The following is a 26,441-nucleotide window of genomic DNA, read 5'->3' on the forward strand; positions in this document are numbered from 1 at the left end:
GGCCGGGTTCCATTCCGGCCAGCGGCGTGTCCGGGGTCTCGTTGGTCACGGACACTACCTTGTGGCAGCGGGCTTGCCCGCGCAGGGGCCTGACAGAAAAGCGTCGCGGACCTGGCCGCTCCCATGGCAATACCGCCTCATCACCGCCACATCAATCACGGGCAATCAGGGGTGTCCTCGCGCCAGGTAAGCCCTACCCCCAACTCCTCCGCCATGTTCGGCCAGCGGCGCCACATGTCCTGACGCACGTCTTCGTCGATGCCGGCCTTATAAGCCAGAAATGCCGGGCTCTCGAACACGTCCTCCGGCAATAGCCCCGCTACCGCTTCATCTACCGCCGCATCCAGCTGATTGGCATATTCCTCACCCAGCAGCTCATAGACGATCACGTTGGCCTTGGTGTTGCTCATGGGAATCAATGATTCGCCACCATGGCTGACGTAGCGGTCGTTGACTTCCTCCACCATCCGGTGGGCCAGATAAGCTTCGTCCAACAGTACGAGTAAGCCCCGATCAGATCCGGGCGTAGCCGATGGCCGCAGGAAAAATTCCTCCGCCACCTTCAACACCGGAATCAGCTGGGGCCGCATCTTTGCATGATTGGCTACCGACTGTGCGGCCTCCAGTATGTCCGGCACGCGCTCTATATAGGCCTGGATGAAATTGAACAGGGTGGTGCCAGCATCATCCCGCATGCTGATGGTTCGGTGCAGTTGCGGCAGTTTTCGATCAAGCCACTGCCGCAAGGCCTCACTACTGCCTGCGTCTTCGCGAGCAACTCGCACCCGCTCTCGTAATTCGGAAACTTTCATTGGTACTCCCGCTGGTGACGGGCCGGGTGGCACGCCAGCAAATGCTCAGGGTTTTGGGTTGGATTCAAGCTAGCAGAGTGCCTTCATATCGTCAAAGTGACTCATCGGTAAGCTGACAGGCTATATCGGCGCAGCTCGATTGCCCGCACGGCCGTGCCTTGAAACAGAGCCCATGCGCCCGGGAATTGACCGATTTGTGGCTTGACAATTCAATGAAAAACCACAATCAAAGCCATTGCCTTGATCGCGATCGGGTCTATACTCGGTTTTATCTGGTTACACCTTCAGGCGTCACCAGGGGAGTGATAAGAACAATAAGATAAGGGGAAACCGGGATGTTGCGACATGCACGTACCTGGCTGGGTGTGCTGTTCCTGATGGCACTCAGCGCCAATACCAGCGCCAGCTGGGAAGTCAACATGACACCGGGGGTGACGGAAGTCAGCCGCTCGGTTTTCAATCTGCACATGACCATCTTCTGGATTTCGGTGGTGATCGGCGCCATCGTCTTCGGCGTCATGTTCTGGTCCATGTTCATGCACCGCCGCTCCCGGGGTGCGGTGCCGGCCAAGTTCCATGAGAACCTCACCGTCGAGATTCTCTGGACAGTCATTCCGCTGCTGATCCTGGTCGGCATGGCCATTCCCGCGACCAAGACCCTGATCGAGATCTACGACACCGAAGACGCCGATATCGACATCGTGATCACTGGCTACCAGTGGCGCTGGCAGTACAACTATCTGGGCGAGGATGTCAGTTTCATGAGCAATCTGGCGACGCCGCGCGACCAGATTGCCAACCAGGCCGCCAAGGGCGAGCATTATCTGCTGGAGGTGGATGAGCCCATGGTGGTGCCCACCGGGCAGAAGGTCCGCCTGCTGATCACCGCCGCCGATGTCATCCACTCCTGGTGGGTACCGGCGCTGGCGGTGAAGAAGGATGCCATCCCCGGCTTCATCAACGAGGCCTGGACTCGCATCGACGAACCCGGAATTTACCGTGGCCAGTGCACCGAGCTGTGCGGCCGTGACCATGCCTTCATGCCCATCGTGGTGGATGCCCGCACGCCGGAAGATTATGCCGCCTGGCTGGCCGAGAAGAAGGCCGCCGCTGCCGCCGAGGCCGAACTGACCAGCAAGGAATGGACCCTGGAGGAGCTGATGGAGCGCGGCGAGCGCGTCTACACCAGCACCTGTGTGGCTTGTCACCAGGCCAACGGTGAAGGCCTGCCGCCGATGTTCCCGGGACTCAAGGACAGCGACATGGTGCTCAACGATGTTGCCGCGCATATCGATGTGGTCGTCAACGGCGTGCCGGGGACTGCCATGGCCGCCTTCGGCAAGCAGCTGTCTGAAGTGGATATCGCTGCGGTCGTCACGTACGAGCGCAACGCCTGGGGCCATGACACCGGTGAAGTAGTCGCGCCCATCGATATCCTCAACTTCAAGAATGGCCAATAGGAGACCTGTCATGAGTGCAGTGATCGACAATCATCACGCCGACCATGCCCACGGTCCGGCCAAGGGTCCGATGCGCTGGATACTGACCACCAACCACAAGGATATCGGCTCGATGTACCTGTGGTTCAGCTTCGCCATGTTCCTGCTTGGCGGAACCCTGGCCATGGTCATCCGCGCCGAACTGTTCCAGCCCGGTCTGCAGCTGGTGCAGCCGGAATTCTTCAACCAGATGACCACCATGCATGGCCTGATCATGGTGTTCGGCGCGGTGATGCCGGCCTTCGTCGGCCTGGCCAACTGGATGGTGCCGCTGATGATCGGCGCACCGGACATGGCCCTGCCGCGGATGAACAACTTCAGCTTCTGGCTGCTGCCGGCGGCCTTCGGGTTACTGATCTCGACTCTGTTCATGGAAGGCGGCGCGCCCAACTTCGGCTGGACCTTCTACGCGCCGCTGTCCACCACCTATGGGCCAGACAGCACCACTTTCTTTATCTTCGCCATCCACCTGGCGGGCATCAGCTCGATCATGGGCGCGATCAACATCATCGCCACCATTCTCAACCTGCGCGCACCCGGCATGACCCTGATGAAGATGCCGCTGTTTGTCTGGACCTGGCTGATCACCGCTTTCCTGCTGATCGCGGTGATGCCGGTGCTGGCCGGGGTGGTGACCATGATGCTGATGGATATCCACTTCGGCACCAGCTTCTTCAACGCTGCCGGCGGTGGCGATCCGGTGCTGTTCCAGCACATATTCTGGTTTTTCGGTCATCCCGAGGTGTACATCATGATCCTGCCGGCCTTCGGCGCGGTGAGCATGATCATCCCGGCGTTCAGCCGCAAGCCGCTGTTCGGCTACACCTCCATGGTCTACGCCACCGGCGCGATTGCCTTCCTGTCCTTCTCGGTATGGGCGCATCACATGTTCACCGTCGGCATCCCGCTAACCGGCGAGCTGTTCTTCATGTACGCCACCATGCTGATTGCGGTACCCACCGGGGTGAAGGTATTCAACTGGGCGACCACCATGTTCCGCGGCTCGCTGACCTTCGAGGCACCGATGCTGTTCGCCATCGCCTTCGTCATCCTGTTCACCATCGGCGGCTTCTCCGGGCTGATGCTGGCCATCGCGCCGGCAGACTTCCAGTACCACGACACCTACTTCGTGGTCGCGCACTTCCACTATGTGCTGGTGCCTGGAGCGATCTTCGGCATCTTCGCCTCAGCCTATTACTGGCTGCCGAAATGGACCGGTTACATGTATGACGAGGTGCTGGCCAAGACCCATTTCTGGATGTCCTTCGTCGGCATGAATCTGGCGTTCTTCCCGATGCACTTTGTCGGACTGGCGGGCATGCCGCGGCGTATCCCCGACTACAACATGATGTTCGCCAATTTCAACATGGTGTCCTCGGTCGGTGCCTTCATGTTCGGCGCCACCCAGTTACTGTTCCTGTTCATCGTCATCAAGTGCGTCCGCGGCGGCAAACCCGCCCCGGCCAAGCCATGGGACGGTGCCGAAGGGCTGGAATGGACGGTGCCATCACCCGCGCCGTACCACACCTTCAGCACCCCGCCAGAAGTGAAATAGGAGACTGTCATGAAAACCGAAGGTCTAAGTACCGCAAGTCTGGTCAAACGCCTGCTGCTGCTGGTGGTCGGCATGTTCGCCTTCGGTTTTCTGCTGGTGCCGATCTATGACGTGATGTGTCAGGCCTTCGGTATCAATGGCAAGACCGCGGGGTCCGTCTGGCAGGGCCAGGAGCAGGTGGATATGCAGCGTGAGGTCCGGGTGCAGTTCGTCTCCAGCAATGCCGAGGGCATGCGCTGGTCGTTCGGCCCCGAGGATAATGAAATCATGCTGCATCCGGGCGAGGCCCGCACCGTCAACTTCCTCGCTCACAACCCCACCGATCGGGTGATGGTGGCCCAGGCTATTCCCAGCGTCGCCCCTTCGCGGGCGGCGGCGTTCTTTCACAAGACCGAATGCTTCTGCTTCACCCAGCAGGTGCTGCAACCGGGTGAAAGCATCGAGATGCCGGTGCGTTTCGTGGTCGATCCGGCTCTGCCCAACGATGTGCGACGACTGACGCTGGCCTATACCCTGTTTGATGTGACCGAACGCATGGCGGCCAGCCTCGATCTGGCTGCAGTACATACCAACTGAATTCCGGCTGCCGATAAGGAGAACAACAGATGGCAAGTCACGAAGAACATGAAGTCTATTACGTCCCGGATCAGAGCAAATGGCCGATAGTCGGGTCCATCGGCCTGCTGGTCTCTGTCTTCGGCGCCGGTATGCTGATGAATGGCCTGAGCAGCGGCTCAGGCGCCTCGCCGGGCCAATACATCCTCTATGCCGGACTGCTGATTCTGGTGTGGATGTTCTTCGGCTGGTTCGGCAATGTCATTGAGGAAAGCCGTCAGGGTCTGTACAGCAAGCAGATGGACCGCTCGTTCCGCATGGGCATGACCTGGTTCATCTTTTCCGAGGTGATGTTCTTCGCCGCCTTCTTCGGTGCGCTGTTCTATGTACGCGTGCTTACCGGCCCCTGGCTGGACGGCGTCGGCGAAAAGGGCTCAAGCAGCATGCTGTGGCCGGAATTCAACTTTTCCTGGCCGCTGATCAATAATCCCGACCCCACCGCCTTTCCGGGACCGCAGGAGACCATCAGCCCCTGGCAGCTGCCGCTCATTAACACCCTGCTGCTGATCGCTTCCAGCGTCACTCTGACCTTTGCCCACCACGCCCTGCGCGCCGACAAACGCAAGGCACTGAAGAACTGGCTGCTGTTGACTGTGGTGCTGGGGGTGATCTTCCTTGGCCTGCAACTGGCCGAATACGTCCACGCCTATCAGGACCTGGGGTTGACTCTGAGTTCGGGCATCTATGGTTCGACCTTCTTCATGCTCACCGGCTTCCACGGTTTCCACGTGACCATGGGGGCGATCATCCTGACGGTGATGCTGGTGCGCGTGCACAAGGGGCATTTCACCCCGGATAATCACTTCGGCTTCGAGGCCGCCAGCTGGTACTGGCACTTCGTCGATGTGGTCTGGGTCGCACTATTCATCTTCGTCTACGTGCTGTGACCAGAGCGTGCCGTGGTCAGTGCAGCCACGGCGCGCCCCACTGCAACTGCCCTGACCAGAGCCCCCAGGCAATCAGCAACATCACCACCACCGTCAGGCTGATACGCACGGTCAGGGCACTGAGCAGACGATCACCGGAGTCGGCGTCGCGGAGAAACAGCGCCCCACTGAACAGACTGATGACAATGGCGGCCAGCAACAGCACGATAATGATCTTCAACCACATAAGCGATGGTCCATGTTCAAGAAAGTGTTCCGCAGTATAGACCGCGCAAGGACGCCGGCCCATGTCCCACAGCCAGATTGACGCGATGCCTCGCCAGCATCGTTTTGCGCCCGGCTGGCCGCTATGGGTGTTCACCCTGGCGCTGCTGCCGGTATTGATCGGCCTGGGCTTCTGGCAATTGGAGCGGGCCGAAGAGAAACGCGAACTGCAAGCGCAGATTGATCAACAACGCAGCCTGCCCGCCACGCCCCTTGCCGAACTCGACGCGACAACCATCACCGCCTGGCGCCCCTTGCTGCTGACCGGCGCCCTGGACACCCGCTACATCTGGTTGCTCGACAACCGCACCCGTGATGGCCGGCCGGGCGTCGAGGTACTGCAAGTATTCCATGACCACGCCAGCGATCGACGGCTGCTGGTCAACCGTGGCTGGCTGCCCTGGCCAGACCGCCGACAGTTGCCCGCCGTACCCACACCACAAGGCAATCTGCAATTGCAGGTCGAAGCGCTGCCCGCGCCAGAGCAGGGCTTCACGCTGCACAGTGCACCCACGGCCGGCTGGCCGAAAGTGGTCGGGCGCATCGACCTGCCCGCCTTCGCCGCGCATACCGGCGCGCCGCTGCTACCGTGGATGGCCCGGCTGCGGGCCGGCAGCCAGGGCGGCTTCCAGTTGAACTGGCCGGGGCTGCCGATGACTGCCAGCAAACATACCGGATATGCGGTCCAGTGGTTCGCCCTGGCCGCCGCTCTGCTGATACTGTTTATCTGGGCCGGCCTGCGGCCCGACTCCCGGGGGAACGACAATGATGAGCATGACTGAACAGACACCCGATACCCGCCGACCACGCGGCCAGCTGAAGCTGCTGGCCATTATCGCAGTGGTGCTGGGCCCAATCCTGGCCGCCTGGCTGATGGCAACTACCGGGGTAGGCATTCCGCATACCCAGACCAACCACTCCGCCCTGGTCGAACCACAACTGACCGTGCAGGACTGGCAACTGGAGCTGGATCAGGTGGGCTATGGTGCACCCTGGCGCCTGTTGGTCACCGCACCGGGCGAATGCACCGAGGCTTGTCTGGCGCTCGTTCATGAAGCACGGCAGATCAACGTCGCTACTGGCCGGGAAGCCGATCGAGTGGAGCATGTACTGGCGCTCGGCCAAGCGGCCTCTGCCGAGTTGAATGCTCAGTTGGCCAGGGACTATCCCCAGCTGCAGCAGATCCCGCTCTCGCCGGCAGCCTACCGGGATAGTCTCAGCGCCCACCCGGAGGCCTGGCAGCAGGGTCCGCAGCTGTGGGTTGTCGACCCCCTGGGCCGCGTGGTGCTGCACCGCGATCCGGCCAATCCCGGCAAGGCCCTGCTGGAGGATCTGCGGCATCTGTTGAAAGTGTCGAAGGTGGGCTGATGAGCATGCGTAAACCCGGTTTTATCTTCACTATCGCGGCCCTGCTGCTGGGCTTTGTGGTGGTCATTCTCGGTGCTTATACCCGGCTGGTGCATGCCGGCCTGGGTTGCCCTGACTGGCCCGGCTGCTATGGTTTTCTCAGTGTGCCGCGCAGCGATGCGGCGCTGGAATTGGCGCAGCTGCGTTTTCCGGATGATCCGGTGGAGGCCTTCAAGGCCTGGGCTGAAATGATCCATCGCTATGCCGCCGGCCTGTTGGGGCTGGCTATTCTCGGGCTGGCGCTGTTTGCCCTGAAACAACGTGGTCGCGACGGCTACCCGCTGAAACTGCCGCTGGGGCTACTGGCGCTGGTGATCTGCCAGGCCCTGTTCGGTATGTGGACGGTCACCCTGAAGCTATGGCCGCAAGTGGTGACGGCCCATCTGCTGGGTGGTTTCGCCACCCTCAGTCTGCTATTCCTGCTTGCCCTGCGGCTGTCCGGGCGCTTCCCCGCCGATGTCGGCCTGACCGCTCTGCGCCCGCTGGCCCGTGCCGTGCTGGTGGTGGTGATCCTGCAGATCACCCTCGGCGGCTGGACCAGCAGCAACTATGCGGCGGTCGCCTGCATCGATCTGCCAACCTGCCATGGGGAATGGTGGCCGGAGATGGATTTTGCCGCCGGCTTCAATATCTTCCAGGAAATCGGCCCCAATTATCTGGGCGGCATGCTCTACGGCGAAGGTCGCACCGCCATCCATTTCACCCATCGAGTAGGCGCAGTGATCACCTTGCTGGTTACCCTGCTGCTGGCCTGGCGGCTGTACCGCGCCGGCCTGACCGGCACCGCAGCCTGGTTGACCCTGGTGCTGCTGACCCAGATCAGCCTCGGCATCACCAATATCCTCGCACACCTGCCACTGGCGGTGGCTGTGGCGCATAACGCGGTCGGCGCGGTACTGCTATTGAGCCTGGTGCTGGTGAACTATCAGCTACGCCCGGTAGTGATACGGGTGAACAGAAAGGGCACCGGCGCTGTCGGACATTGGACACCGGCCTGAGATCGGTAGCGAGGTAATCGACCTGTCGGCTGGCCAGCCGGCAGGTCATGACACATACTGGGTCAAAGCAATAACAATAAGCGCCCAAGGCGCGGGGGAATACCATGACGACCATGACCAGAACCGCACGAGCCGTTGCCGGCTGGCGCGACTACCTGGAGCTGACCAAGCCCAAGGTAGTCGCGCTGATGATCATCACCTCGGCCATTGGCATGCTGCTATCCACACCGGGGGCGGTGGCCTGGCAGGTACTGCTGCTGGGTAACCTGGGCATTGCCCTGTGCGCCGGCTCGGCGGCGGCCATCAATCATGTCGTGGATCGGCGCATCGATCTGCATATGGCCCGCACCCAACGGCGGCCACTGGCCCAGGGGCGCGTGAGCCCGCTCCACGCCCTGCTGTTCGCGCTGGCGCTGGGTGTGACCGGCATGGCCATTCTGCTGCTCTGGATCAATGCCTTGACCGCCTGGCTGACCCTCGGCTCGCTGCTTGGCTACGCAGTGATCTACACCTCCTTCCTGAAGCGGGCGACGCCGCAGAATATCGTCATCGGCGGGTTGGCCGGAGCGGCTCCGCCGCTGCTGGGCTGGACCGCTGTGACCGGCCAGATCAATGCCGAGGCGCTGCTGCTGGTACTGATCATCTTCGCCTGGACGCCGCCGCATTTCTGGGCGCTGGCGATTCACCGCAAGGCCGAATACGCCAAAGTGGATATTCCCATGCTGCCGGTCACCCACGGCGAGCAATACACCAAGCTGCATATCCTGCTGTATACCTTCATGCTGTTTGCCGTCAGCCTGCTGCCCTATGTGATTCACATGAGCGGCCCGCTGTACCTGCTTGTCGCCGTAGGGCTGGGCCTGCGCTTCATCGACTGGGCCTGGGCGCTGTACCGTGACAGTCGCGCCCATGCCGCGATCAAGACCTTCAAATTTTCATTGTGGTACCTGCTGTGGCTATTCGTTGCCCTGCTGGTGGACCATTACGCAGGAGTAGCCGGATGGCTCTGAGTGGAGTGCAAAAGACCGTACTGATCACGGTGGCGGCAATCGCCCTGGTCATCGGCGCGGTGGTCAACAAGGTAGTACGCCCGGCACCGCTGGACCGCGAGCAGCTATCGCAGAGTGGCGTCTTCCTGTTCGACAGTCCACGCCCGCTGCCCGAGGTGAACCTGCAATCGGCCGATGGCGGCGAGTGGACCCCGGCGGCGCTGCAAGGGCAATGGGATCTATTGTTCTTCGGCTACACCTTCTGCCCCGACATCTGCCCCACTACCATGGCGGAGCTGCGGCAATTGACTGCCAGCCTGCCACCGGAGCAGGCGGACAACCTGCGCGTCACCATGGTCAGCGTCGATCCGCAGCGCGATACGCCGGAACAGATGCGCCAGTATCTGGATTTCTTCAAGGCCGGCTTCCATGGCGCCACTGGTGAGCCGGAGCAGTTGGCCAGGCTGGCCCAGGCGTTGTCCATCGCCTACATCGAGCCTGATACCAGCAAGCCCGATTATCTGGTCGACCACAGCGGCCAGGTGGTCATGGTCGATCCCGAGGGCCGCTACGTCGGGTTTCTACGTCCCCCGCTGAATCCGCAGCAGCTGAGCCAATCGCTGCCACGGATCATGAATCAATAGCCCGTCAGAGGCTATTGCTCAGATGGCCGCCATCGACGTTGATGGTGGTCCCGGTGATGAAGGAGCCGGCATCGCTGGCCAGCAGCAACAGCGGGCCGTCCAGCTCGTCGAGCTGGCCAAGACGCCGCATCGGTACCTTGCTGCGAATATAATCCTGCCCCTGATCCGTCGCGAAATAATCACTGTTCATCTCGGTACGGAAATAACCCGGCGCGATAGCGTTGACCCGGATGTCGTTGCGCGCCAGCTCCAGCGCCATCGCCTTGGTCAACTGCACGATGCCCGCCTTGGCCACCGCGTAATGGCTCAACGCGGTGCCGACCCGCAGGCCGAGAATGGAGGCGATATTGATCACGCATCCGCCGCGCTGCGCCTTGGCCATGGCCAGGCTGGCGCGGTGGGCGACGCGCCAGGCGCCATCCAGATTGGTGTCCATCATGCTGCGCCAGTTACCCTCGGTCATGTTGAGGAACATCACCGGATCGGCGATGCCGGCGTTATTGACGACCACGTCCACCAGTTGCCAATGTTGCTCGGCCTGCTCGAAACCGCGATTGACGCTATCCGCATCGGTCACATCCATGGGTACGGCCAGCGCCTCATGCCCCTGCGCCTGCAGCTCGGCCACCAGCGCCTGCAAACGCTCGATGCGTCGTGCAGTGACCACCACCCGGGCACCTGCACCGGCCAGCACCCGCGCAAAATGCGCGCCCAGGCCACCCGAGGCGCCGGTTACCAGGGCCGTCTTGCCCGTCAGATCAAAGCGTTGCTGGTTCATGCCATTCTCCCCTGTTGGTTTTTATCACTGGAGTATCGAGTATCCGCCGGCGCGCCTCCAGCCCTCGGCCATGACTGAATAACGGATGATCAATATACCTGTTGCCACTGCGGCCGGCTGATCCCTACCGGTGCAGCGCCCGACCGCTGGCGCTACACTGTACGCCACAGTTGGCGTAACGGCGCTGATCCAGACGAGCGGGAGAAGTGGGCAGGTGATTGATTGATGCGTGACAATCCGCGATTGCAGCCGCCTGGCGGCGAGGAGCTGTTGGCGTGGCTGCGCCATTATCGCTTGCCCTGGCTCAGCGGCGATCTGGTTGCCGGCCTGGTCACGGCGATCATGATCATTCCCCAGAGCATGGCCTATGCCATGCTCGCCGGCCTGCCGGTGCAGATCGGGCTGTATGCCAGCCTGCTGCCGCTGCTTGGCTACGCCCTGTTCGGCACCAGCATGAGCATGTCGGTCGGGCCAGTCGCGGTGACCGCGCTGATGACCGCCGCCCTGCTGGCGCCGCTGGCCACGGTCGGCAGCGAGCAGTATTACCAGTTGGCTATCTGGCTGGCGCTGATGTCCGGTGTGTTGCTGTTCGTGCTGGGTTTGTTGCGCATGGGGTTTCTTGCCAACTTTCTCAGTCATCCGGTGATCAGCGGTTTCATCAGCGGCGCCTCCATCCTCATCGTGCTCAGTCAGTTGCCCCATCTGCTCGGCTTGAGTGAGTTGCCAAGCTCGCCGGCGCAGCTGCTGGCCGCCTGGCAGCCGGTCAATACGCTGGTGCTGATTATGGGGCTGCTGGCCCTGGCCTGGCTGCTCTATGCCCGTAGCCGGCTGGCTGGCCATCTCCAGCGGCTGGGCATCAGTGCAGGAGCTGCCCGGCTACTGGCGCGGCTGGCGCCGATTCTGGTGGTGCTGATCGGACTACTGATCACCATCGCCTGGGATCTGGGCGCCCGTGGCGTGCCGGTGGTGGGCAGTCTGCCGGCCGGTCTGCCAGCACTGGTCTGGTCCACACCGGATGTCGCCACCCTGCAGGCGCTGCTGTTGCCCGCCGCGCTGATCAGTCTGGTCAGCTTCGTCGAGAGTGTCTCCATTGCCCAATCCCTGGCGCGGCGCAAACGCCAGAGCATCAATCCCGACCGTGAGTTGCTCGCACTGGGCGCGGCCAACGCAGGCTCGGCACTGACCGGCGGCTTCGCCGTGTGTGGTGGTTTCTCCCGCTCGGGCGTGAACGTCGAGGCCGGCGCCAATACTCCGCTGGCCGGCGTGATATCGGCGGTGGTGATCGGTCTGATTCTACTGACCATCGCTCCGCTGTTCGCCTGGCTGCCGCTGGTCATGCTGGCGGTAGTGATTCTGGTCGCGGTAGCACCGCTGATCGATCTGGCCAGCCTGCAACGCGCCTGGCGTTATGACCGGCGCGAGGGCCTGACGCTGATCTGCACCGCCGCCGGGGTTGTGTTGCTCGGAATCGAAGGCGGCATCGTGTTGGGCGTCGGGCTCTCCGTCGTCACTCAGCTGTGGCGCGGCAGCCGCCCCCATGTGGCGGTCGTGGGCCGAGTGCCCGGCACCCACTATTTCCGCAACACCCAGCGCCACCTGGTGGAAACCGAGCCACAGCTGCTGGCCATGCGCATCGATGAAAATATCTTCTTCGCCAACACCAAGGCCATCGAGCGGGCCATCCTGCGGGCGTTGCGCGACTATCCCGACACCCGCGAGCTGCTGCTGATCCTCTCGGCGGTCAACCATATCGACAGCACCGGCCTGGACATGCTGTGCGAGCTGAGCCTGGGGTTACGCGAGCGGGATATTCAGGTTCATCTGGCGGAGGTGAAGGGGCCGGTAATGGACCAGCTGGAGCAGACCGACTGGATTCAGGAGCAGGTCAGCGAGATATTCCCCAGCACCCACATCGCCTTCAATACCCTGAGCGGGCTAAAGCGGCCCACCGATGAGGCGACCGCGTCAGCTCAGGGCTGAAGCCAGCCGCCATTGGCCAGCCAGACCGCGACCAGGGCGACTACCAGCGCCACAGTGAAGGCACCCGCTCCGCCACCGCGCGGCTCGGTCGCCTCGGTGGTCTCCACCTTGCCATGCAGCATCGGCCCCAGCAACTGCCGGCCGCGCAGGCGGTAGGCAATGATCGCCAGCAGATGCAGCCCGATCAGTAGATACAGCCACAGCTCGGTCTGCCGGTGCCAACTGCTCAGGGTATTGACCGCGCTGTAGGAGACGGCCTGACTGAGCGGGCCACTGAAGGCGATCTCATCGCTGGCAAACAGGCCGCTGAACGCCTGGAAGGCAAACAGCCCGAGCAAGGCATAGACCGACAGCGCGCCCAATGGATTATGGCCCACACCCCGCCACTGCCCCCGGCAGTAGCGAGCGATCGCTGCCGGTGACGGGAAGAAGCTGGCGAACCGCGAATGGGTCGAGCCCAGCACGCCCCAGGCCAGCCGGAAGACCATCAACCCGACCACCGCCAGACCAAAGCGGCCATGCCATTCCATCCAGCTATCACCGAGATTGATGGTAATCAGCGCACCGGTCACCGCCAGTACCAACAACCAATGAAACAGCCGCAGGGGCAAATCCCAGACAGTAATCCGCACGGACATGACGCTCCTGATGGAAACAAGGCGGTAAGGCTAAACGCTGGGCACAAGGCCGGGCAAGGGCTCGAAGGTCGCAGTTACAAAGGTGTGGCCCGTCACTGCGGGGCATCAAGCACCGGCGCTCGGCGTTGCCATAGGCGAAACACCGGCTCGGCAAAGAACATCACCAGCAACAGCCGCGCCACCTGCAGCGCAGTAACCAGCGCCACGGACAGATGCAGCGCCTCGGCAGTGAGGCTGAGCTCGGTAATCCCACCCGGCATCAACCCCAGGGTCAACCCGGCAACCTCCATCTCGGTAAAACGCCCGAGCAGCCAGGCGCCAGCGGCCGCAGCCAGCATGGCTGTCACGGCAAACAGCAGCACACGCAGCAGGAACGCCGGCGCGCTGCGGAAGAACTTACGATCGAAATGGCAACCCAGCGCACTGCCGATCAGCCATTGGCCGATGGCACTGCCTGCTGCCGGCAGGGCGATGTTGAGATCGAATATCGCGCTGGCGGCGGCGCAACACAGCAGCGGACCAAGCATCCACGGGTTGGGTTGGCCCAGCCGCCGCCAGATCAGGGCGGCCAGCAGCCCCAGGGGCATCAGGATCAACAGCCAACCCCAGTCGGGCTGAACCAGGGTCGGCGGCGCATTGGCCGGCAGCGTCCAGATGAAGATCGCCGGAATGGTCAGCACCACCAGCAGCAGGCGCAGGCTGTGCGCGGCGGCCACCCGCGCCGGATCGGCGCCGTGACGCAGGGCAAAGACCACCATCTCGCTGGCGCCGCCGGGCATGCTGGAGAAAAAGGCTGTGGCCCGGTCCACACCGTTGCGGCGTAGTATCGCAATACCCAGCACGCTGAGCAGGCAAGTGCCCAGCGAGCCGAGCAGGATCAGCCACAGATGACCCAGCACCTGCTCAAGCACCGGCGCCGTGAAGTGCAGACCGATGGCGCTGGCGACCAGCCACTGCCCCACCCGCCGACCGCCGGGCAGCTCGGTGATCAGCCAGCCGCTGCAGCGCACCAGAATCACCGCCAGCAGGGAGCCGGTCATCCATGGCAGTGGCAGGTGGATCAGGCTGGCGAGCCAACCGCCAAGCAGCCCCGCGAACGGGGCTGCCAGGTGTTTCAGTGGGTAGCGGTCAGACATCCGGCTGCAGCGCCGGGGCCCGTCTTTTTGCACGCCAGGCACGCCAGAACGGCAGCAGGGCGATAAGCACCACCAGCGCCCAGAGCGCCTGGCTGATCGGGCTGCTCCACAGCACGCTCAGATCACCGTTGGAAATCGACAGCGCCCGGCGCAGATTGCTTTCCATCAGCCCGCCGAGAATGAAGCCCAGCAGTACCCCGGAGAGCGGGAAGTCCAGCTTGCGCAGGATATAACCGAACACACCGATGCCGATCATCAGGAACAGATCGAAGGTGGTGGCATGCACCGCGTAAACGCCGATCGAGGTGATGATGGCAATGGCCGGGACCAGGGTCCAGTTCGGTACGGAGAGAATGCGGGTAAATACCTTGATCATCGGTACGTTCATCACGATCAGGATGATGTTGGCGATGAACAACGATGCAATCAGACCCCAAACCAGATCCGGCTGGTTCTGGAACAGCAGCGGGCCGGGGGTGATGTTGTACAGCGTCAGCGCACCCATCATCACCGCCGTGGTACCGGAGCCGGGAATACCCAATGTCAGCATCGGTACCATGGAGCCGCACGCCGAGGCACTGTTGGCGGTTTCCGGCGCCGCCAGGCCGCGCAGATCACCGTTGCCGAAGCGACCTTCCTTGCCGGCCAGACGTTTCTCGGTCATATAGGACATGGCGCTGGCCAGGGTCGCCCCCGCCCCGGGCAGAATGCCGAAAACGAAGCCCATTACGCCGCTGCGGATGTTGGTGGCGAATACCGAGGCGCCTTCCTTCACATTGAACAGCATGCGGCCGCTGGCCTTGAGTGCCGTCTGGCCATGCTCGGTGCGTTCCAGCAGGGTGAGGATCTCACTGATGCTGAACAGGCCCAGCACCAGCACCACGAACTGGATGCCATCAGACAATCCCAGCGCACCGAAGGTGAAACGGTAGACGCCACTGTTGGCGTCGATGCCCACGCAGGACAACAGCAGGCCAATAAGCACCGCAACCCCGGTCTTCACCGGTTTGTCACCGGCCATGCCAGCCAGACAGACCACGGCGAAGATCATCAGCATGAAGTATTCGGCTGGCCCGAAGGAAACCGCCCAGCTCGCCAGCAAGGGGGCAAAGATCACCACGCCGATGGTGGCGATGAAGCCACCGATGAACGAACTCCAGGCGGAAATCGACAGGGCGATACCCGCCTTGCCCTGCCGCGCCAGCGGATAACCATCCAAGGTGGTCATGACCGCCGAGGCTTCGCCGGGGATGTTCAGCAGAATCGAGGAAATCCGTCCGCCATACTCACAACCCAGGTAGACCGCTGCGAGCAGAATCAGCGCCGTATCCGGCGGCAGGCCGAGAGCGAAAGCGACCGGAATCAACAGCGCCACGCCATTGATCGGCCCCAGGCCCGGCAGCAGCCCGACGATGGTGCCAATGGTGGTACCGGCCAGGGCAGTGATCAGGTTATTCGGGCTGAGGGCAACACCAAAGCCCTGGCCGAGATATTGCAACGTATCCATATCAGTTCTCCAGGGCAGCCAGCACACCCAGCGGCAGCGGCACATCCAGAATGCGATCGAAAAGTAAATACAGGCCCAGCCCCAATACCAGTGCGACGGCGATGCTCGGCAGGTTGCGCCCGCCGAACAGCCGGCTCATGCCATAGGCGAAGGCGACGCTGGTCAGGACAAAGCCCAGACGCTCGAACAGGGCAGCCAGCGCCAGCAGCAACGCCAGGCACAGCAGCAGCTTCGGCACCATGACCGGCGACAGCGGCGCCTCTTCGTTGCTGCCACTTTCCAGGGCCGGCTTGATGACCAGCACCAGCGCGCCGGCGGCCAGCAGGCCCAGCAGCAACAGCGGGTAGGCACGGGGACCAACCGGCTCGTAGGAGAAGGGGGCTTCCAGCCCCCAGGCCATCCAGCCGAGGACAGCACAGACCGCCAGCAGAAAGCCGGCAAACAGGCGTTGATACATGACAGGAGTCCTCAAGAAGCGGGCGGACAGGACGTCCGCCCGTACTAGCCAATCAGCGGATCAGCGGATCAGCGGATCAGCGGATCAGTCCGAATTCGGCAGCCAGCTCCTTGTAACTGGCCACCTCTTTTTTCACATAGGCGTCCAGCTCATCGCCACTCAAGGCGAAGGGGAACAGCTCACGACTCTCGCGCAGCTTGGCGAAGTCCTCCGAAGCCATCATCTGGTCGAAGGTATTCTTCCACCAGGCGAACTCTTCATCGCTCACTTCCGGTCCCATGTAGAAACCGCGTACCACCGGCCAGCTGACGTCATAACCCTGCTCCTTGGCCGTAGGGATCTGCTCGGTGATCGCACCGGGCAGACGCTCATCGGCCATGATCGCCAGAATGCGCAGATCACCACTTTCGATATGCGGCATGGAGTCGGAGATGTCGGTGCTGGCAACGTGGATATGACCACCCAGCAGCGAGGTGGCCAGTTCACCGCCGCCTTCCATCGCCACGTAGCGTAACTTGCGCGGATCGACGCCCGCAGCGCGGGCAATCAAGGCAGTCTGCATCCAGTCCTGGCTGCCAACCGTGCCACCGGAGCCGATCACCACTTTGCTCGGGTCGGTATTGAGCGCCTTGACCAGATCATCCAGGGTCTGGAACTCCGAATCAGCGCGCACCGCAATGGCGCCATAGCTGGTGCCGAAGGCAGCCAACCATTTCACCGCGGTTTCGTCATAACGACCGAACTTGCCCTGGGCCAGGTTCAGCAGCGAGCCGCTGGAGAAGGCGGTAATGGTACCGCCCTCGTCCGCCCGTTGAGCGACCACAGCGTTGTAGGCCACCGCACCGATACCGCCGGGCATGTAGGTCACGCGCATGGGCTTGCTGATGTATTTGCCTTCCAGCAGGCCACTCTGGGCCAACTTGCAGGTCAGGTCGAAACCGCCACCCGGGGAGGCCGGGGCGATGCATTCGGGGCGTCTTGGTTCATCGGCCAGAGTCGGCGCCGCCAGACCCAGGCAGGCCATGGCGAGCAGTACTGTGCGCAGAGAAGCTTTCATGTCGCAATTCCTCTTCAGAGGTTATGAGTGTTGTAATCAGGCAGTTTTCTAGCGGATCGGCAGGGTGTAGCTGACGATCAAACGGTTTTCATCCAGATCACGCGCATAACTCGAGCGGTAGGTCGCATTGCGCCAGCGCAGGCCGACGTTCTTCAGCGCACCGCGCTGGACGATGTACTGCAGCTCGATATTGCGCTCCCAGTCCTTGCCGTGACCACCGGCGGCCAGTTCAGCCTTGTCGCCGCTGGTATAACGGGTCATGAAGGTCAGCCCCGGAATATCCAGGCTGGCGAAGTCGTAGTCGTAACGTACCTGCCAGGAACGTTGCCCCGCTTCGGCAAAATCGTTGACCTGCACGAAGTTGACCAGATTCGGGTTGCTGCCGTTGATATACGGGAAGGCATTGTCGCCACGCATTTTCTGCAACGACAGCGCCAATCCGTGACCGGCCTGGCGGTAACCCAGCACGCCCTGCCAGGCCTGGTTGTCGATCGACCCGGCGCGCGCGGCGCCCTGGTCATCGGACAGCGCCACGCGCAGCTCGGCGCGCAGATTGCCGGCACCCAGAGCGCCGCGGTGGCTCAGGCTCATGACCTGTTGGCGGTAGATATCATCCAGTTGTGCCAGGTGATAACTGCCCGCCAGACCAGGCGTGAACTGATAATCCACCCCGGCCCAATCAAAGTGATCAGCAGTAACGCCGACAAAACGGCCGTTCTTGCTGTTGAGTACGATATCTTCGGCGTCCGAGGAGTCGCGCAGTTTGGTCTTGGTCAGCCGACCCAGGGACATGGACAGATCGTCGAATTCACCGATCTCCAGCATGCCGCCCTCGAAGGTCTGCGGCAGGATGCGACTGTTGTTCGGCTTCAAGGTAGGTAGCGTCGGCATCAGTGTGCCCAGACGCAACTCCGATTGGGATACCCGCGCCTTGGCCGTCAGCCCGAGCTTGCTGTACTCATCGGCGGCGCGGCCATCATCATGGCGTGGCAGCAGGCCGGTGCGGGTGCGGTCGGGGCTGGAGTCCAGCTTGACGCCGAGCAGCCCCTGGGCATCCAGACCGAAGCCGATCGGGCCCCGGGTATAGCCCGACTGCAGGTTCAGCAGAAAGCCCTGCGCCCATTCCTCGCGCTTGGATTGGCCGGTACCTTCGCGGTAATCGCGGTTGTAGTAGATATTGCGCATTTCCAGGCTGGCTTTGCTGCCGTCCAGGAAGCCCTCATCTGCCGCCTGCGCCATGGGCAGGCTGACCAGCAGGGCCAGCGGGGCGGCACGCAGCAAACAGGTATTGATACTGACGGTCATCAGCTTCTCCATTATTTTTTTTGTAGAAGCGCTGTGCGCTCGTTTTAATCAGGGTGATATTTGACTAACGCCCAGAAGCCTAATGCCGCAACCTTTCATCAACCTGTCATCCCCACCTGATCAAGGGTGCAACCTTCGTCACCGCCGACGGGAGGTGTACACTCGTCAAAATGATCGAAGGAGGGAAGTGGGTGCGCATTCTGCTGGTGGAAGATGATCCGGAACTGGCTGACAGCCTGACCCGCGCGCTCAAGGCTGGCGGATTGACGGTGGACACCCTGCACGATGGCGTGGCCGCCGATCTGGCGCTGCGCAGTGAGGATTATGCCCTGGCCATTCTCGATGTCGGCCTGCCGCGCCTGGACGGCTTCGAGGTCTTGCGCCAGTTGCGCGAGCGGCGCCAGACCCTGGCGGTACTGATCCTGACTGCACGCGGCGAGGTGGGCGACCGGGTACGCGGGTTGAACCTGGGCGCGGATGACTACCTGGCCAAACCCTTCGAGCTCAGCGAACTGGAAGCCCGCGTCAACGCCCTGCTGCGGCGCAGCCTGATGGGCGGCGAGCGCCAGCAATGCTGCGGACCGCTGGTCTATGACCTGACCGATCGGCGCTTCACTCTTGACGGTGCCCCGCTGCAGCTACCCTCGCGCGAACATGCGGTCCTGGAAAACCTGATCACCCGGCCAGGCCGGATGCTGAACAAGGAACAACTGGCCAGCAAGGTCTTCGGTCTGGATCAGGACGCCAGCCCCGAAGCCATTGAAATCTATATCTCCCGGCTGCGCCGCAAGCTCGACGGCAGTCATGTACGCATCGTCACCTTCCGCGGGCTGGGCTATCTGCTGGAAGCCACGGAATGAAGCGCAGCCACAGTACCGGCAGCCTCCGCCGCCGGCTGATGGTGCGGCTGGTGCTGATGCTCAGTGTGCTGCTGATCCTGGCCGCCTCCGCCTCTTACTGGAACGCGCGCAAGGCCGCTGATACCGCCTATGATCGCTCCCTGTTGTCATCCGCCCGGGCCATTGCCGAGCGCCTGTTCGATATTGACGGGAAGCTGCAGGTGGATGTGCCCTACATTGCCCTGGACAATTTTGCCTACGACATCACCGGCCGCCTGTATTACGAGGTGCTGGATCTGAATGGCCAACCCATTTCCGGCTATGACGACCTGCCCGCGCCGCCCGCCGGCGTTGCCATGACCCAGGACTATCCCGCCCTGGCCCGCTTCTACGATGCGGAATATAACGGCGCCGGCGTGCGAGTGGTCAGCCTGCTGCAGCCGGTCAGCGGCGGTGAGCTGCAAGGCATGGCGGAAATCCGGGTCGCCGAAACGCTGAACGCCCGCGAGGGCATGGCACGTCATCTGCTGCAGCGCTCGCTGATCAATCTGAGCGTACTGAGCGTGAGCGCATTGCTGCTGGCCTACCTGACGGTCAATGCGGCCCTGGGTCCGTTGCGGCGCGTGAAAGAAGAAGTGGCCCAGCGCCGCAGCGATGATCTCAGTCCGATCAGTACCGAGGGGCTGCAACGGGAGATCACCCCGCTGGTGGATGCGATCAACCATTTTACCGGCCGGCTCAGGGAAAACTTCGAACGCCAGCGCGACTTTATCGCCGAGGCCGCCCATGAATTGCGCACGCCGCTGGCGGCGCTCAAGGCACGCATCGAATTTGGTCTGCGCGCGACCGAGCCCGAGAGTTGGCGCCAGGCCTTGCAGGATGCGGAAGTCAGTACCGATCGCACCATCGCCTTGGCCAACCGCCTGTTATCCATGGCCCGCATTGAGCGCGGCGCCCGGGCGGTAGCCGATGGCAGCGCCGAACATGTGGATATGCCGCCGCTGGTGCAGGATGTGGCCATGGCCATGGTTCCGCTTGCCTACGGGCGCCAGGTCGAACTGGCGCTGGAAGTCGAGCAGCCCTTTACCGTATGGGGCGAGCCGACGCTGCTGCAGGAACTGCTGGGTAACCTGATCGATAATGCGCTGGTGCATACCCCGGCGGGTGGGCAGATCATTCTGCGGCTCACCGCTGGCGCCTGCCTGGAGGTCGAAGATACCGGGCCGGGTATTCCGGAAACCGAGCGCAACCGGGTTTTCGAACGTTTCTATCGGCAAGGCGGTACTGGTAGCGGCCTGGGGCTGTCCATCGTCGGCGAAATCTGCCGTGCACATCGGGCGCAGATCAGCCTGGAGCAGGGGGCACTGGGTGGTCTGTTGGTGCGCGTACGTTTTCCAGATGATGCCAACGCAAAACCGGCCACAAAGTGACCGGTTCGAGTTTGCGCTTCAGTTGTTGTGCCCTATAGCTTGGGTCGACGACCCATGATGAAGGACACGACGAAGAGCACCAGAAAGACCACGAATAGAATCTTGGCAATCCCGGTAGCAGTGCCTGCGATACCACCAAAACCCAAAACCGCAGCGATGATGGCGATGATCAGAAAAGTAATAGCCCAACTTAACATGGCAGTTCTCCTCAATTAGTTGATATGCCGGATTCAGCCTTCATTCCCGACTTGCAGTGAATCGGCATTGACGCCTTGCACGCCGCGGATGTCTTCCGCGATTTCAATGGCCAGATCCTTCTCTGCCGATGTGGCCACCCGACCGCCCAGGGTCACTTGGCCGCCTTTGGTATCCACGGAGATATCCAGCCCATCCAGACTGTTGTTGAACAGGAAACTGGATTTCACCTTGCTGCTGATCCAGGCATCGCTGATAGCTGCACCAGCCTGATCCGCCTTGTCCCGCGCCTTGTCGGCCGTGCCCGCTTCGGCATTGACCTCCAGCTGATTGTCGACCTGGCGAACACCTTCGGTATTGCGCGCCAGCCGCTCGGCCAGTTCCTTCGATTCCGCTGAGTCGGTGTTGCCCTGCAGGGTCACCACCCCGTTACGAGTGCCAACATTGATGTCCAGCCCTTCGGTGTTGCGATTCCACAAGAGTTTCGACTTCACGGTTGCCGTGGTGGTGGCATCGTTGAAACGCGTGGAGAAGGCGGCCCCGCTATCATCGGCAGCGCGATCGGCGGTCTCGCCTTCGACCTTGAGCTGGTTGTCCACTTCGCGGATGCCTTCCACACCCAGGGCTACCTGCTCGGCCAGATCGCGGTCAACCTCCGATTCGACCTCACCGGTAAGCACGGCAACGCCGTTCTCGATCTCAACATCAATGCTGAAGGGGCTGAGGTGGCGGTTCAGAGCGAAGGCGGTCCAGACCGAGCCTTCCTGACGCGCTTCGGTCAGCTGACGGCTCATATCGCCATCCTCTGCATACGCTGCCATCGGGCTCAGGGCGATGACACCGACGGTGGCGGTGGCAATGGCGAGTTTTTTCAAGGCATGCATGATAGTGACTTCCTCTTTCAGCGGCCGTAAAGGCCTTTCCCTTATACCGTTGCAGCAGTCATGCCAGCTTTTGGCTTTACGCTAATTCAATTAAAATCAATAAGTTATCTAATGCACCACGATTTCGAAGCCGTGCAAATTGCAGGAAGGGCCAGAGAATATCGTGCAACTTGCATGACGCAGCGGTGACTAACCACACAGGGGCAGCCTACGGAGCGGATCATGCAAACACCCAATAAAGAAGGCCGCATTCTGCTGGTCGATGACGAACCGGCGATCTTGCGCACCTTTCGCTATTGTCTTGAGGACGAGGGGTACGCCATTGCCACAGCCAGCTCCGGCGATCAGGCGCAGGCGCTGGTCCAGGGGCAGGTATTCGATCTCTGTTTTCTCGATCTGCGGCTGGGTGCCGATGACGGCCTGACAGTGCTGTCCCGGCTGCGAGTGCTGGCTCCCTGGATGCGGGTGGTGATCGTAACCGCCCACTCGGCAATCGATACCGCGGTCAATGCCATGCAGGCGGGTGCGGCGGATTATCTGGTCAAACCCTGCAGTCCCGAGCAGTTGCGCCTGGCCGCCGCACGGCAACTGGAAACCAGCCGCATGGCGGCCCGTTTACAGACGCTGGAGCAGGAAACCGCCGCTGCCGGGGCCGATCTCGACTCCCGCTGCCCAGGCATGCGCTCGGTACTGGATACCGCGCGCCAGGTGGCTGATACCGATGCCAATATCCTGATTCTCGGCGAATCCGGCACGGGCAAGGGCGAACTGGCGCGAGCCATTCATGGCTGGAGCAAGCGCAGCAAGCATGACTGCGTCACGGTCAACTGCCCCTCACTGAACGCCGAGCTGATGGAAAGCGAACTGTTCGGCCATGCCCGTGGCGCCTTCACCGGCGCCACGGAAAATACCCTGGGCCGAGTCAGTCAGGCCGACGGTGGCACCCTGTTCCTGGACGAGATCGGCGACTTTCCCCTGGCCCTGCAGCCCAAATTGCTGCGCTTTATTCAGGATCGTGAGTATGAGCGCGTCGGCGATCCCCAGACCCGCCATGCAGACGTGCGCATTCTATCGGCGACCAATCGCAACCTCGCGGAGATGGCTGCTGCCGGCGCGTTCCGCGAGGACCTAATGTACCGTCTCAATGTCATCACCCTGACACTGCCGCCGCTGCGCGAACGCGTCGAGGATATTCCCGAGCTGGCCGAGCGCTTTCTCGCACGCTTCGTCAGCGATTATGGCCGCCCCGCCCGCGGTTTCAGCGACGCGGCCCTGACGGCACTGCAACAGCATTCCTGGCCGGGCAATATCCGCGAGCTGCGCAACATGATCGAGCGCGCCAGCATCATCTGCACCGAAGAGCTGGTCGATCTCACGCACCTGGGTTTCGATGCTCCGCCACTCGACAGCGTGCCCCGGGCCGGCGCGGAACTCAGTCTGGAAGAGCTGGAACGCGCTCACATCACTGCCGTGCTTGGCAATAGCGAGACGCTGGATCAGGCAGCACGCACACTGGGCATCGACGCGTCCACGCTCTATCGCAAACGCAAGCAACTCGGCCTGTGAAACTGCGCAGCCGGCTGTTTCTCAGTAATGGCGCACTGCTTACGGTGGCGCTGATCGGGCTGCTGCTGGGTATCTTCAGTGTGCTGCATCTCACCCGCGCCCAGAGTCAGGCCATGACCAGCACCCTGGGCAGTATCGAGGCCGCCACCGGACTGAGCCAGGAACTGAACCGGCAACTGGCCTTGCTGTTGGTCGACGAACCGGATCTGACCGCCATCCGCACCGCCGACGCCCGCTTCGAAGAGTGGCTGGCCGAGGCCCGGAAGGAAGCCCGGCATGAGACCGAACACCAGACGCTGACAGAGCTGACCGAGGCTTATGCGGTATTCGAGAACCTGCTCGCCGAGCCGCTGACAGTGCGCCAGCAGATTCTCGGTAGTGACGAGTTCAGCCGCCACTTCAGTACCATTCACAACCACATCGACCGGATGCTCATGCACTATCTGGTGGAACTGCGCGCCGGGGAGCAGAACGCCCGTGAACGCGCCTGGTTGATCGCCGGGTTGCTCGGTCTGGTTGGCGTGGCGGTACTGGTGCTGGGCCTGGTGACCGCCCACAGCATCGCGCAACGCTTCGGCCGGCCAATCGAGGCGCTGGCCGACGCGGCCAACCTGATTGGCAAGGGCGATTTCAGCGTCACCCTACCCGTCACCCCGGTCGCTGAGCTGGCCACCCTGAGCCGGCGCTTCGGTCTGATGGCGGCGGCGCTACAGCAGTTTCGTCACAGCGATGTGGAAGCGCTGCTGGCCGAACAGCGGCGGTTACAGGCAGTACTCGACAGCATCGATGATGGCTTGCTGATTTTCGATCGCAGCGGCCGCCTGGAGCATTTCAACCCAGTGGCCGGGCGCCAGCTGGGTTGCGATACCCGCCAGCTCGGCCTCAGCGCCAGCCAGGCCCTGCAGCGCCCGGAACTGGACGAGCAACTGTGGCAGGTAGCCCGCGGCTCCACCCAAAGCGGGGTGTTGGGCGACCTGCAGGTGCAGGTGCATGCCGAATCGCGGTTGTTGACCTACAGCATCACGCCGGTCAGCCATACCGGTGGGCGGCTGCTGGGTATGGTGATGGTGCTGCATGACGTCACCGAACAGCGCGCTTTCGAGCGTATCCGCAGCGAATTTGTATTGCGCGCTTCTCACGAGCTGCGCACCCCGGTGGCCGGCATGCACATGGCCTTTGCCCTGTTGCTGGAACGCCTGCAGTTTCCGGCCGGGTCACGGGAAGGTGAACTGTTACGGACCGTGGATGAGGAAATGCACCGCCTGGTGCGGCTGATCAACGAGTTGCTGGACTTCTCTCGCTACCAGAACGGTCTGCAGAAACTCGAACGCAGCCCGTGCGCGATCGATGCGCTGCTGACCAGTGCCCGCGAGCGGTTCCTGGGGCAGGCCGAGGCGAAAGGGCTGACGCTGGAGGTGCAGGCCGCGACCGATCTACCGGAGGTACAACTGGATCACTTGCAAATCGAGCGGGTGCTGGACAATCTGCTGGCCAACGCCATCCGCCACAGCCACCCGGGCGGCGCAGTGCGGTTGCACGCCGCGGTGCAGGATGAGCGCTTGCTACTGGCGGTCGAAGACGATGGCGAGGGGATCCCCTATGGCCAGCAGGCACGCATCTTCGAGCCTTTCGTGCAGATCGGCGCCAGCCGGGGCGGCGCCGGTCTGGGCCTGGCGTTGTGCCGGGAGATAGTGCAACTGCATGGCGGTCAGATTACTCTGCAATCGCATCCGGGACAGGGCGCACGCTTCCAATTGCTGCTGCCGCTGGTGTAGCTTGGGTACAGAACCATCACCTGCCCTGGCAGTCTGATTCCATATACCACTGACGCAGCCGAGGTTTCCCATGTTGCGCTTTATGATCCTGCTGTCGCTGCTGATGCTGGGGGCCTGCCAGGCCACCGGACCCCGTGCAGATTATGATCTGAGCCGGGATTTCAGCCAGTACCAGACCTGGAGCTGGGCCGATCCGCCGGTGACCTACGCACCAGCCAATGATCCGCGCCTGACCAGTGATCTCACCAGCCAGCGCGTCCTCGAAGCGGTCGCCGCCCAGCTGGATGTACGCGGCCTACGACCAGCCCAGCCAGCGAATACCGCTGACCTGAAGGTCCGCGCCTCGGTGGTGCTGGAAACCCGTCGGGATAACGTCACCACGCACTATGGTGGCGGCTGGGGCTACTGGGGGCCTTACTGGGGCGGCCCCGGATACAGCCAGACCCGCACCGTGGACTATCAGGTCATGACGCTGCAGATTGACATGCTTGACGCCAGCGATGGGCGGCTGGTCTGGCGTGGCAGCGACAGCCAGACGGTGCGCGAGCGCCATACACCCCTGGAACGCAATCAGGAAATGCACGAGCGGGCCGCCAGGGTATTGAGCACCTTCCCGCCGAATTGAGTCTCAGAAATTCGCCGGGGTAGTGGCGCTGATCAATACGCAGGGTTCGTCGAAGGGATTGTTGAAGCGGTGCGGCTGGCTGCTCTCGAAGTAGTAGCTATCCCCGGTGTCGAGAACATGAATCTCCGCGCCCACGGTCAGCTCCAACCGGCCCTGCACCACAATGCCTGCTTCCTCGCCCTGATGACTGAGCATATCCGGCCCGGTGTCGGCGGCGGGCGGGTAGGTCTCGCGCAGGAAAGACAGGCTGCGGTCGGGGTGATCCTTGCCGACCAGCTGCATGATCACCTCATTACTGCCGATGTCCAACAGCTCACCGGTGCGATAGACCACCTTGCGCGGCTGATCGGCGGGCGCTTCGACGGCAAAGAATTCGACCAGCGACATGGGGATCCCCGCCAGTACCTTTTTCAAGGAACTGACCGAGGGGCTGACGCTGTTCTTCTCGATCATCGAAATGGTGCTGTTGGTGACACCGGCGCGCTTGGCCAGCTCGCGCTGGGACAGGCCCTTGAGTTTGCGGATGGTTTTCAGTCGGGCGCCAACATCCAAGGTCGGAATCCTCTGGGCAATACAGATGGGATCAGGTGGGCCGCATG

The 26,441-nt window shown here is 62.3% G+C and carries 27 protein-coding genes; 15 read left to right on the forward strand and 12 right to left on the reverse strand.

Annotated features, from left to right (window positions below; genetic code table 11):
* Window positions 1–155: 155 nt before the first annotated feature.
* Window positions 156–812, reverse strand: a complete 657-nt coding sequence (locus DHB74_RS11040; protein WP_499161468.1) for a hypothetical protein — start codon at window positions 810–812, stop codon at window positions 156–158.
* A gap of 335 nt (window positions 813–1,147) precedes the next feature.
* Here DHB74_RS11040 and coxB point away from each other — a divergent pair, with 335 nt between their 5' ends.
* From coxB to DHB74_RS11060, 4 genes are read left to right on the forward strand one after another with little or no spacing between them, the layout of a single operon-like run.
* Entirely contained in the window at window positions 1,148–2,272 is a 1,125-nt protein-coding gene (coxB, locus tag DHB74_RS11045) for a cytochrome c oxidase subunit II (RefSeq protein WP_499161469.1), read from the forward strand.
* 10 nt (window positions 2,273–2,282) lie between these two features.
* The gene (gene ctaD, locus DHB74_RS11050) at window positions 2,283–3,866 is read left to right on the forward strand and encodes a cytochrome c oxidase subunit I (RefSeq protein ID WP_036991515.1); all 1,584 of its coding nucleotides are present in this window, start codon (window positions 2,283–2,285) and stop codon (window positions 3,864–3,866) included.
* A gap of 9 nt (window positions 3,867–3,875) precedes the next feature.
* Window positions 3,876–4,442, forward strand: a complete 567-nt coding sequence (locus DHB74_RS11055; protein WP_036991517.1) for a cytochrome c oxidase assembly protein — start codon at window positions 3,876–3,878, stop codon at window positions 4,440–4,442.
* Window positions 4,443–4,471: 29 nt separating this feature from the next.
* Window positions 4,472–5,368, forward strand: a complete 897-nt coding sequence (locus tag DHB74_RS11060) for a cytochrome c oxidase subunit 3 (RefSeq protein ID WP_036991519.1) — start codon at window positions 4,472–4,474, stop codon at window positions 5,366–5,368.
* A 16-nt stretch (window positions 5,369–5,384) separates the two neighbouring features.
* Here DHB74_RS11060 and DHB74_RS11065 read toward each other — a convergent pair whose 3' ends face one another.
* Window positions 5,385–5,594 (reverse strand): DUF2909 domain-containing protein, encoded by a 210-nt coding sequence (locus DHB74_RS11065; protein ID WP_036991520.1) that lies wholly within the window; start codon window positions 5,592–5,594, stop codon window positions 5,385–5,387.
* Between the two features lie 61 nt (window positions 5,595–5,655).
* On the opposite strand from DHB74_RS11065, the gene DHB74_RS11070 reads away from it, so the two are divergent.
* The 5 genes from DHB74_RS11070 to DHB74_RS11090 all read left to right on the forward strand — a co-directional run bounded on the left by DHB74_RS11070 (window position 5,656) and on the right by DHB74_RS11090 (window position 9,670).
* The gene (locus DHB74_RS11070) at window positions 5,656–6,414 is read left to right on the forward strand and encodes an SURF1 family protein (RefSeq protein ID WP_499161470.1); all 759 of its coding nucleotides are present in this window, start codon (window positions 5,656–5,658) and stop codon (window positions 6,412–6,414) included.
* Window positions 6,401–7,000 carry a redox-active disulfide-containing membrane protein gene (locus DHB74_RS11075; protein WP_499161471.1) on the forward strand — a complete coding sequence of 200 codons (600 nt, stop codon included), beginning with the start codon at window positions 6,401–6,403 and terminating at the stop codon, window positions 6,998–7,000. The genes DHB74_RS11070 and DHB74_RS11075 overlap by 14 nt, the downstream gene beginning before the upstream one ends.
* A gap of 5 nt (window positions 7,001–7,005) precedes the next feature.
* Entirely contained in the window at window positions 7,006–8,037 is a 1,032-nt protein-coding gene (locus tag DHB74_RS11080; RefSeq protein ID WP_051611243.1) for a COX15/CtaA family protein, read from the forward strand.
* A gap of 113 nt (window positions 8,038–8,150) precedes the next feature.
* Window positions 8,151–9,047 carry a heme o synthase gene (cyoE, locus tag DHB74_RS11085; protein ID WP_499161472.1) on the forward strand — a complete coding sequence of 299 codons (897 nt, stop codon included), beginning with the start codon at window positions 8,151–8,153 and terminating at the stop codon, window positions 9,045–9,047.
* Entirely contained in the window at window positions 9,038–9,670 is a 633-nt protein-coding gene (locus DHB74_RS11090) for an SCO family protein (protein ID WP_280164987.1), read from the forward strand. The genes cyoE and DHB74_RS11090 overlap by 10 nt, the downstream gene beginning before the upstream one ends.
* Before the next feature lie 4 nt (window positions 9,671–9,674).
* Here the strand turns inward: DHB74_RS11090 and DHB74_RS11095 are convergent, their stop codons facing one another.
* Window positions 9,675–10,448, reverse strand: a complete 774-nt coding sequence (locus DHB74_RS11095) for an SDR family NAD(P)-dependent oxidoreductase (protein ID WP_036991523.1) — start codon at window positions 10,446–10,448, stop codon at window positions 9,675–9,677.
* A 225-nt stretch (window positions 10,449–10,673) separates the two neighbouring features.
* Here DHB74_RS11095 and DHB74_RS11100 point away from each other — a divergent pair, with 225 nt between their 5' ends.
* Entirely contained in the window at window positions 10,674–12,428 is a 1,755-nt protein-coding gene (locus tag DHB74_RS11100) for a SulP family inorganic anion transporter (protein WP_136868540.1), read from the forward strand.
* On the opposite strand, the gene DHB74_RS11105 is transcribed toward DHB74_RS11100, so the two are convergent.
* From DHB74_RS11105 to DHB74_RS11130, 6 genes are all read right to left on the reverse strand, one after another.
* Window positions 12,419–13,066, reverse strand: a complete 648-nt coding sequence (locus DHB74_RS11105) for a cytochrome b/b6 domain-containing protein (RefSeq protein WP_499161473.1) — start codon at window positions 13,064–13,066, stop codon at window positions 12,419–12,421. The genes DHB74_RS11100 and DHB74_RS11105 overlap by 10 nt on opposite strands.
* A gap of 92 nt (window positions 13,067–13,158) precedes the next feature.
* The gene (locus tag DHB74_RS11110) at window positions 13,159–14,202 is read right to left on the reverse strand and encodes an AbrB family transcriptional regulator (RefSeq protein ID WP_499161474.1); all 1,044 of its coding nucleotides are present in this window, start codon (window positions 14,200–14,202) and stop codon (window positions 13,159–13,161) included.
* Window positions 14,195–15,709: a tripartite tricarboxylate transporter permease gene (locus tag DHB74_RS11115; RefSeq protein WP_036991527.1), complete on the reverse strand. Its 1,515-nt coding sequence runs from the start codon at window positions 15,707–15,709 to the stop codon at window positions 14,195–14,197. Before DHB74_RS11115 ends, DHB74_RS11110 begins: the two co-directional genes overlap by 8 nt.
* Before the next feature lies 1 nt (window position 15,710).
* Window positions 15,711–16,166, reverse strand: a complete 456-nt coding sequence (locus tag DHB74_RS11120; RefSeq protein ID WP_499161475.1) for a tripartite tricarboxylate transporter TctB family protein — start codon at window positions 16,164–16,166, stop codon at window positions 15,711–15,713.
* Between the two features lie 76 nt (window positions 16,167–16,242).
* Window positions 16,243–17,223 (reverse strand): Bug family tripartite tricarboxylate transporter substrate binding protein, encoded by a 981-nt coding sequence (locus tag DHB74_RS11125; RefSeq protein WP_036991531.1) that lies wholly within the window; start codon window positions 17,221–17,223, stop codon window positions 16,243–16,245.
* A gap of 48 nt (window positions 17,224–17,271) precedes the next feature.
* Entirely contained in the window at window positions 17,272–18,528 is a 1,257-nt protein-coding gene (locus tag DHB74_RS11130; RefSeq protein ID WP_499161476.1) for an OprD family porin, read from the reverse strand.
* Window positions 18,529–18,719: 191 nt separating this feature from the next.
* Here DHB74_RS11130 and DHB74_RS11135 point away from each other — a divergent pair, with 191 nt between their 5' ends.
* Window positions 18,720–19,388 carry a response regulator gene (locus DHB74_RS11135; protein ID WP_036992074.1) on the forward strand — a complete coding sequence of 223 codons (669 nt, stop codon included), beginning with the start codon at window positions 18,720–18,722 and terminating at the stop codon, window positions 19,386–19,388.
* Window positions 19,385–20,797 carry a sensor histidine kinase gene (locus DHB74_RS11140; RefSeq protein ID WP_499161477.1) on the forward strand — a complete coding sequence of 471 codons (1,413 nt, stop codon included), beginning with the start codon at window positions 19,385–19,387 and terminating at the stop codon, window positions 20,795–20,797. Before DHB74_RS11135 ends, DHB74_RS11140 begins: the two co-directional genes overlap by 4 nt.
* Window positions 20,798–20,829: 32 nt before the next feature.
* Here the strand turns inward: DHB74_RS11140 and DHB74_RS11145 are convergent, their stop codons facing one another.
* Window positions 20,830–20,994 carry a DUF1328 domain-containing protein gene (locus DHB74_RS11145; RefSeq protein ID WP_036991535.1) on the reverse strand — a complete coding sequence of 55 codons (165 nt, stop codon included), beginning with the start codon at window positions 20,992–20,994 and terminating at the stop codon, window positions 20,830–20,832.
* A gap of 33 nt (window positions 20,995–21,027) precedes the next feature.
* Window positions 21,028–21,876 (reverse strand): BON domain-containing protein, encoded by an 849-nt coding sequence (locus DHB74_RS11150; RefSeq protein ID WP_136868544.1) that lies wholly within the window; start codon window positions 21,874–21,876, stop codon window positions 21,028–21,030.
* 222 nt (window positions 21,877–22,098) lie between these two features.
* Between DHB74_RS11150 and algB the strand changes: the two genes are divergently transcribed.
* From algB to DHB74_RS11165, 3 genes are all read left to right on the forward strand, one after another.
* Window positions 22,099–23,442 carry a sigma-54-dependent response regulator transcription factor AlgB gene (gene algB, locus DHB74_RS11155; RefSeq protein WP_136868545.1) on the forward strand — a complete coding sequence of 448 codons (1,344 nt, stop codon included), beginning with the start codon at window positions 22,099–22,101 and terminating at the stop codon, window positions 23,440–23,442.
* On the forward strand, window positions 23,439–25,217 hold the full coding sequence (locus tag DHB74_RS11160; RefSeq protein WP_499161478.1) for an ATP-binding protein: 1,779 nt from the start codon (window positions 23,439–23,441) through the stop codon (window positions 25,215–25,217). The genes algB and DHB74_RS11160 overlap by 4 nt, the downstream gene beginning before the upstream one ends.
* Before the next feature lie 70 nt (window positions 25,218–25,287).
* Window positions 25,288–25,842, forward strand: coding sequence for a DUF4136 domain-containing protein (locus DHB74_RS11165; protein ID WP_499161479.1), 555 nt, complete (start codon window positions 25,288–25,290; stop codon window positions 25,840–25,842).
* Between the two features lie 3 nt (window positions 25,843–25,845).
* Here the strand turns inward: DHB74_RS11165 and DHB74_RS11170 are convergent, their stop codons facing one another.
* Window positions 25,846–26,394 (reverse strand): cupin domain-containing protein, encoded by a 549-nt coding sequence (locus DHB74_RS11170; RefSeq protein WP_036991542.1) that lies wholly within the window; start codon window positions 26,392–26,394, stop codon window positions 25,846–25,848.
* Between the last annotated feature and the right edge of the window lie 47 nt (window positions 26,395–26,441).

The sequence above is a fragment of the Pseudomonas sp. G11-1 genome, assembly GCF_024031555.1.
Lineage (GTDB): Bacteria > Pseudomonadota > Gammaproteobacteria > Pseudomonadales > Pseudomonadaceae > Halopseudomonas > Halopseudomonas bauzanensis.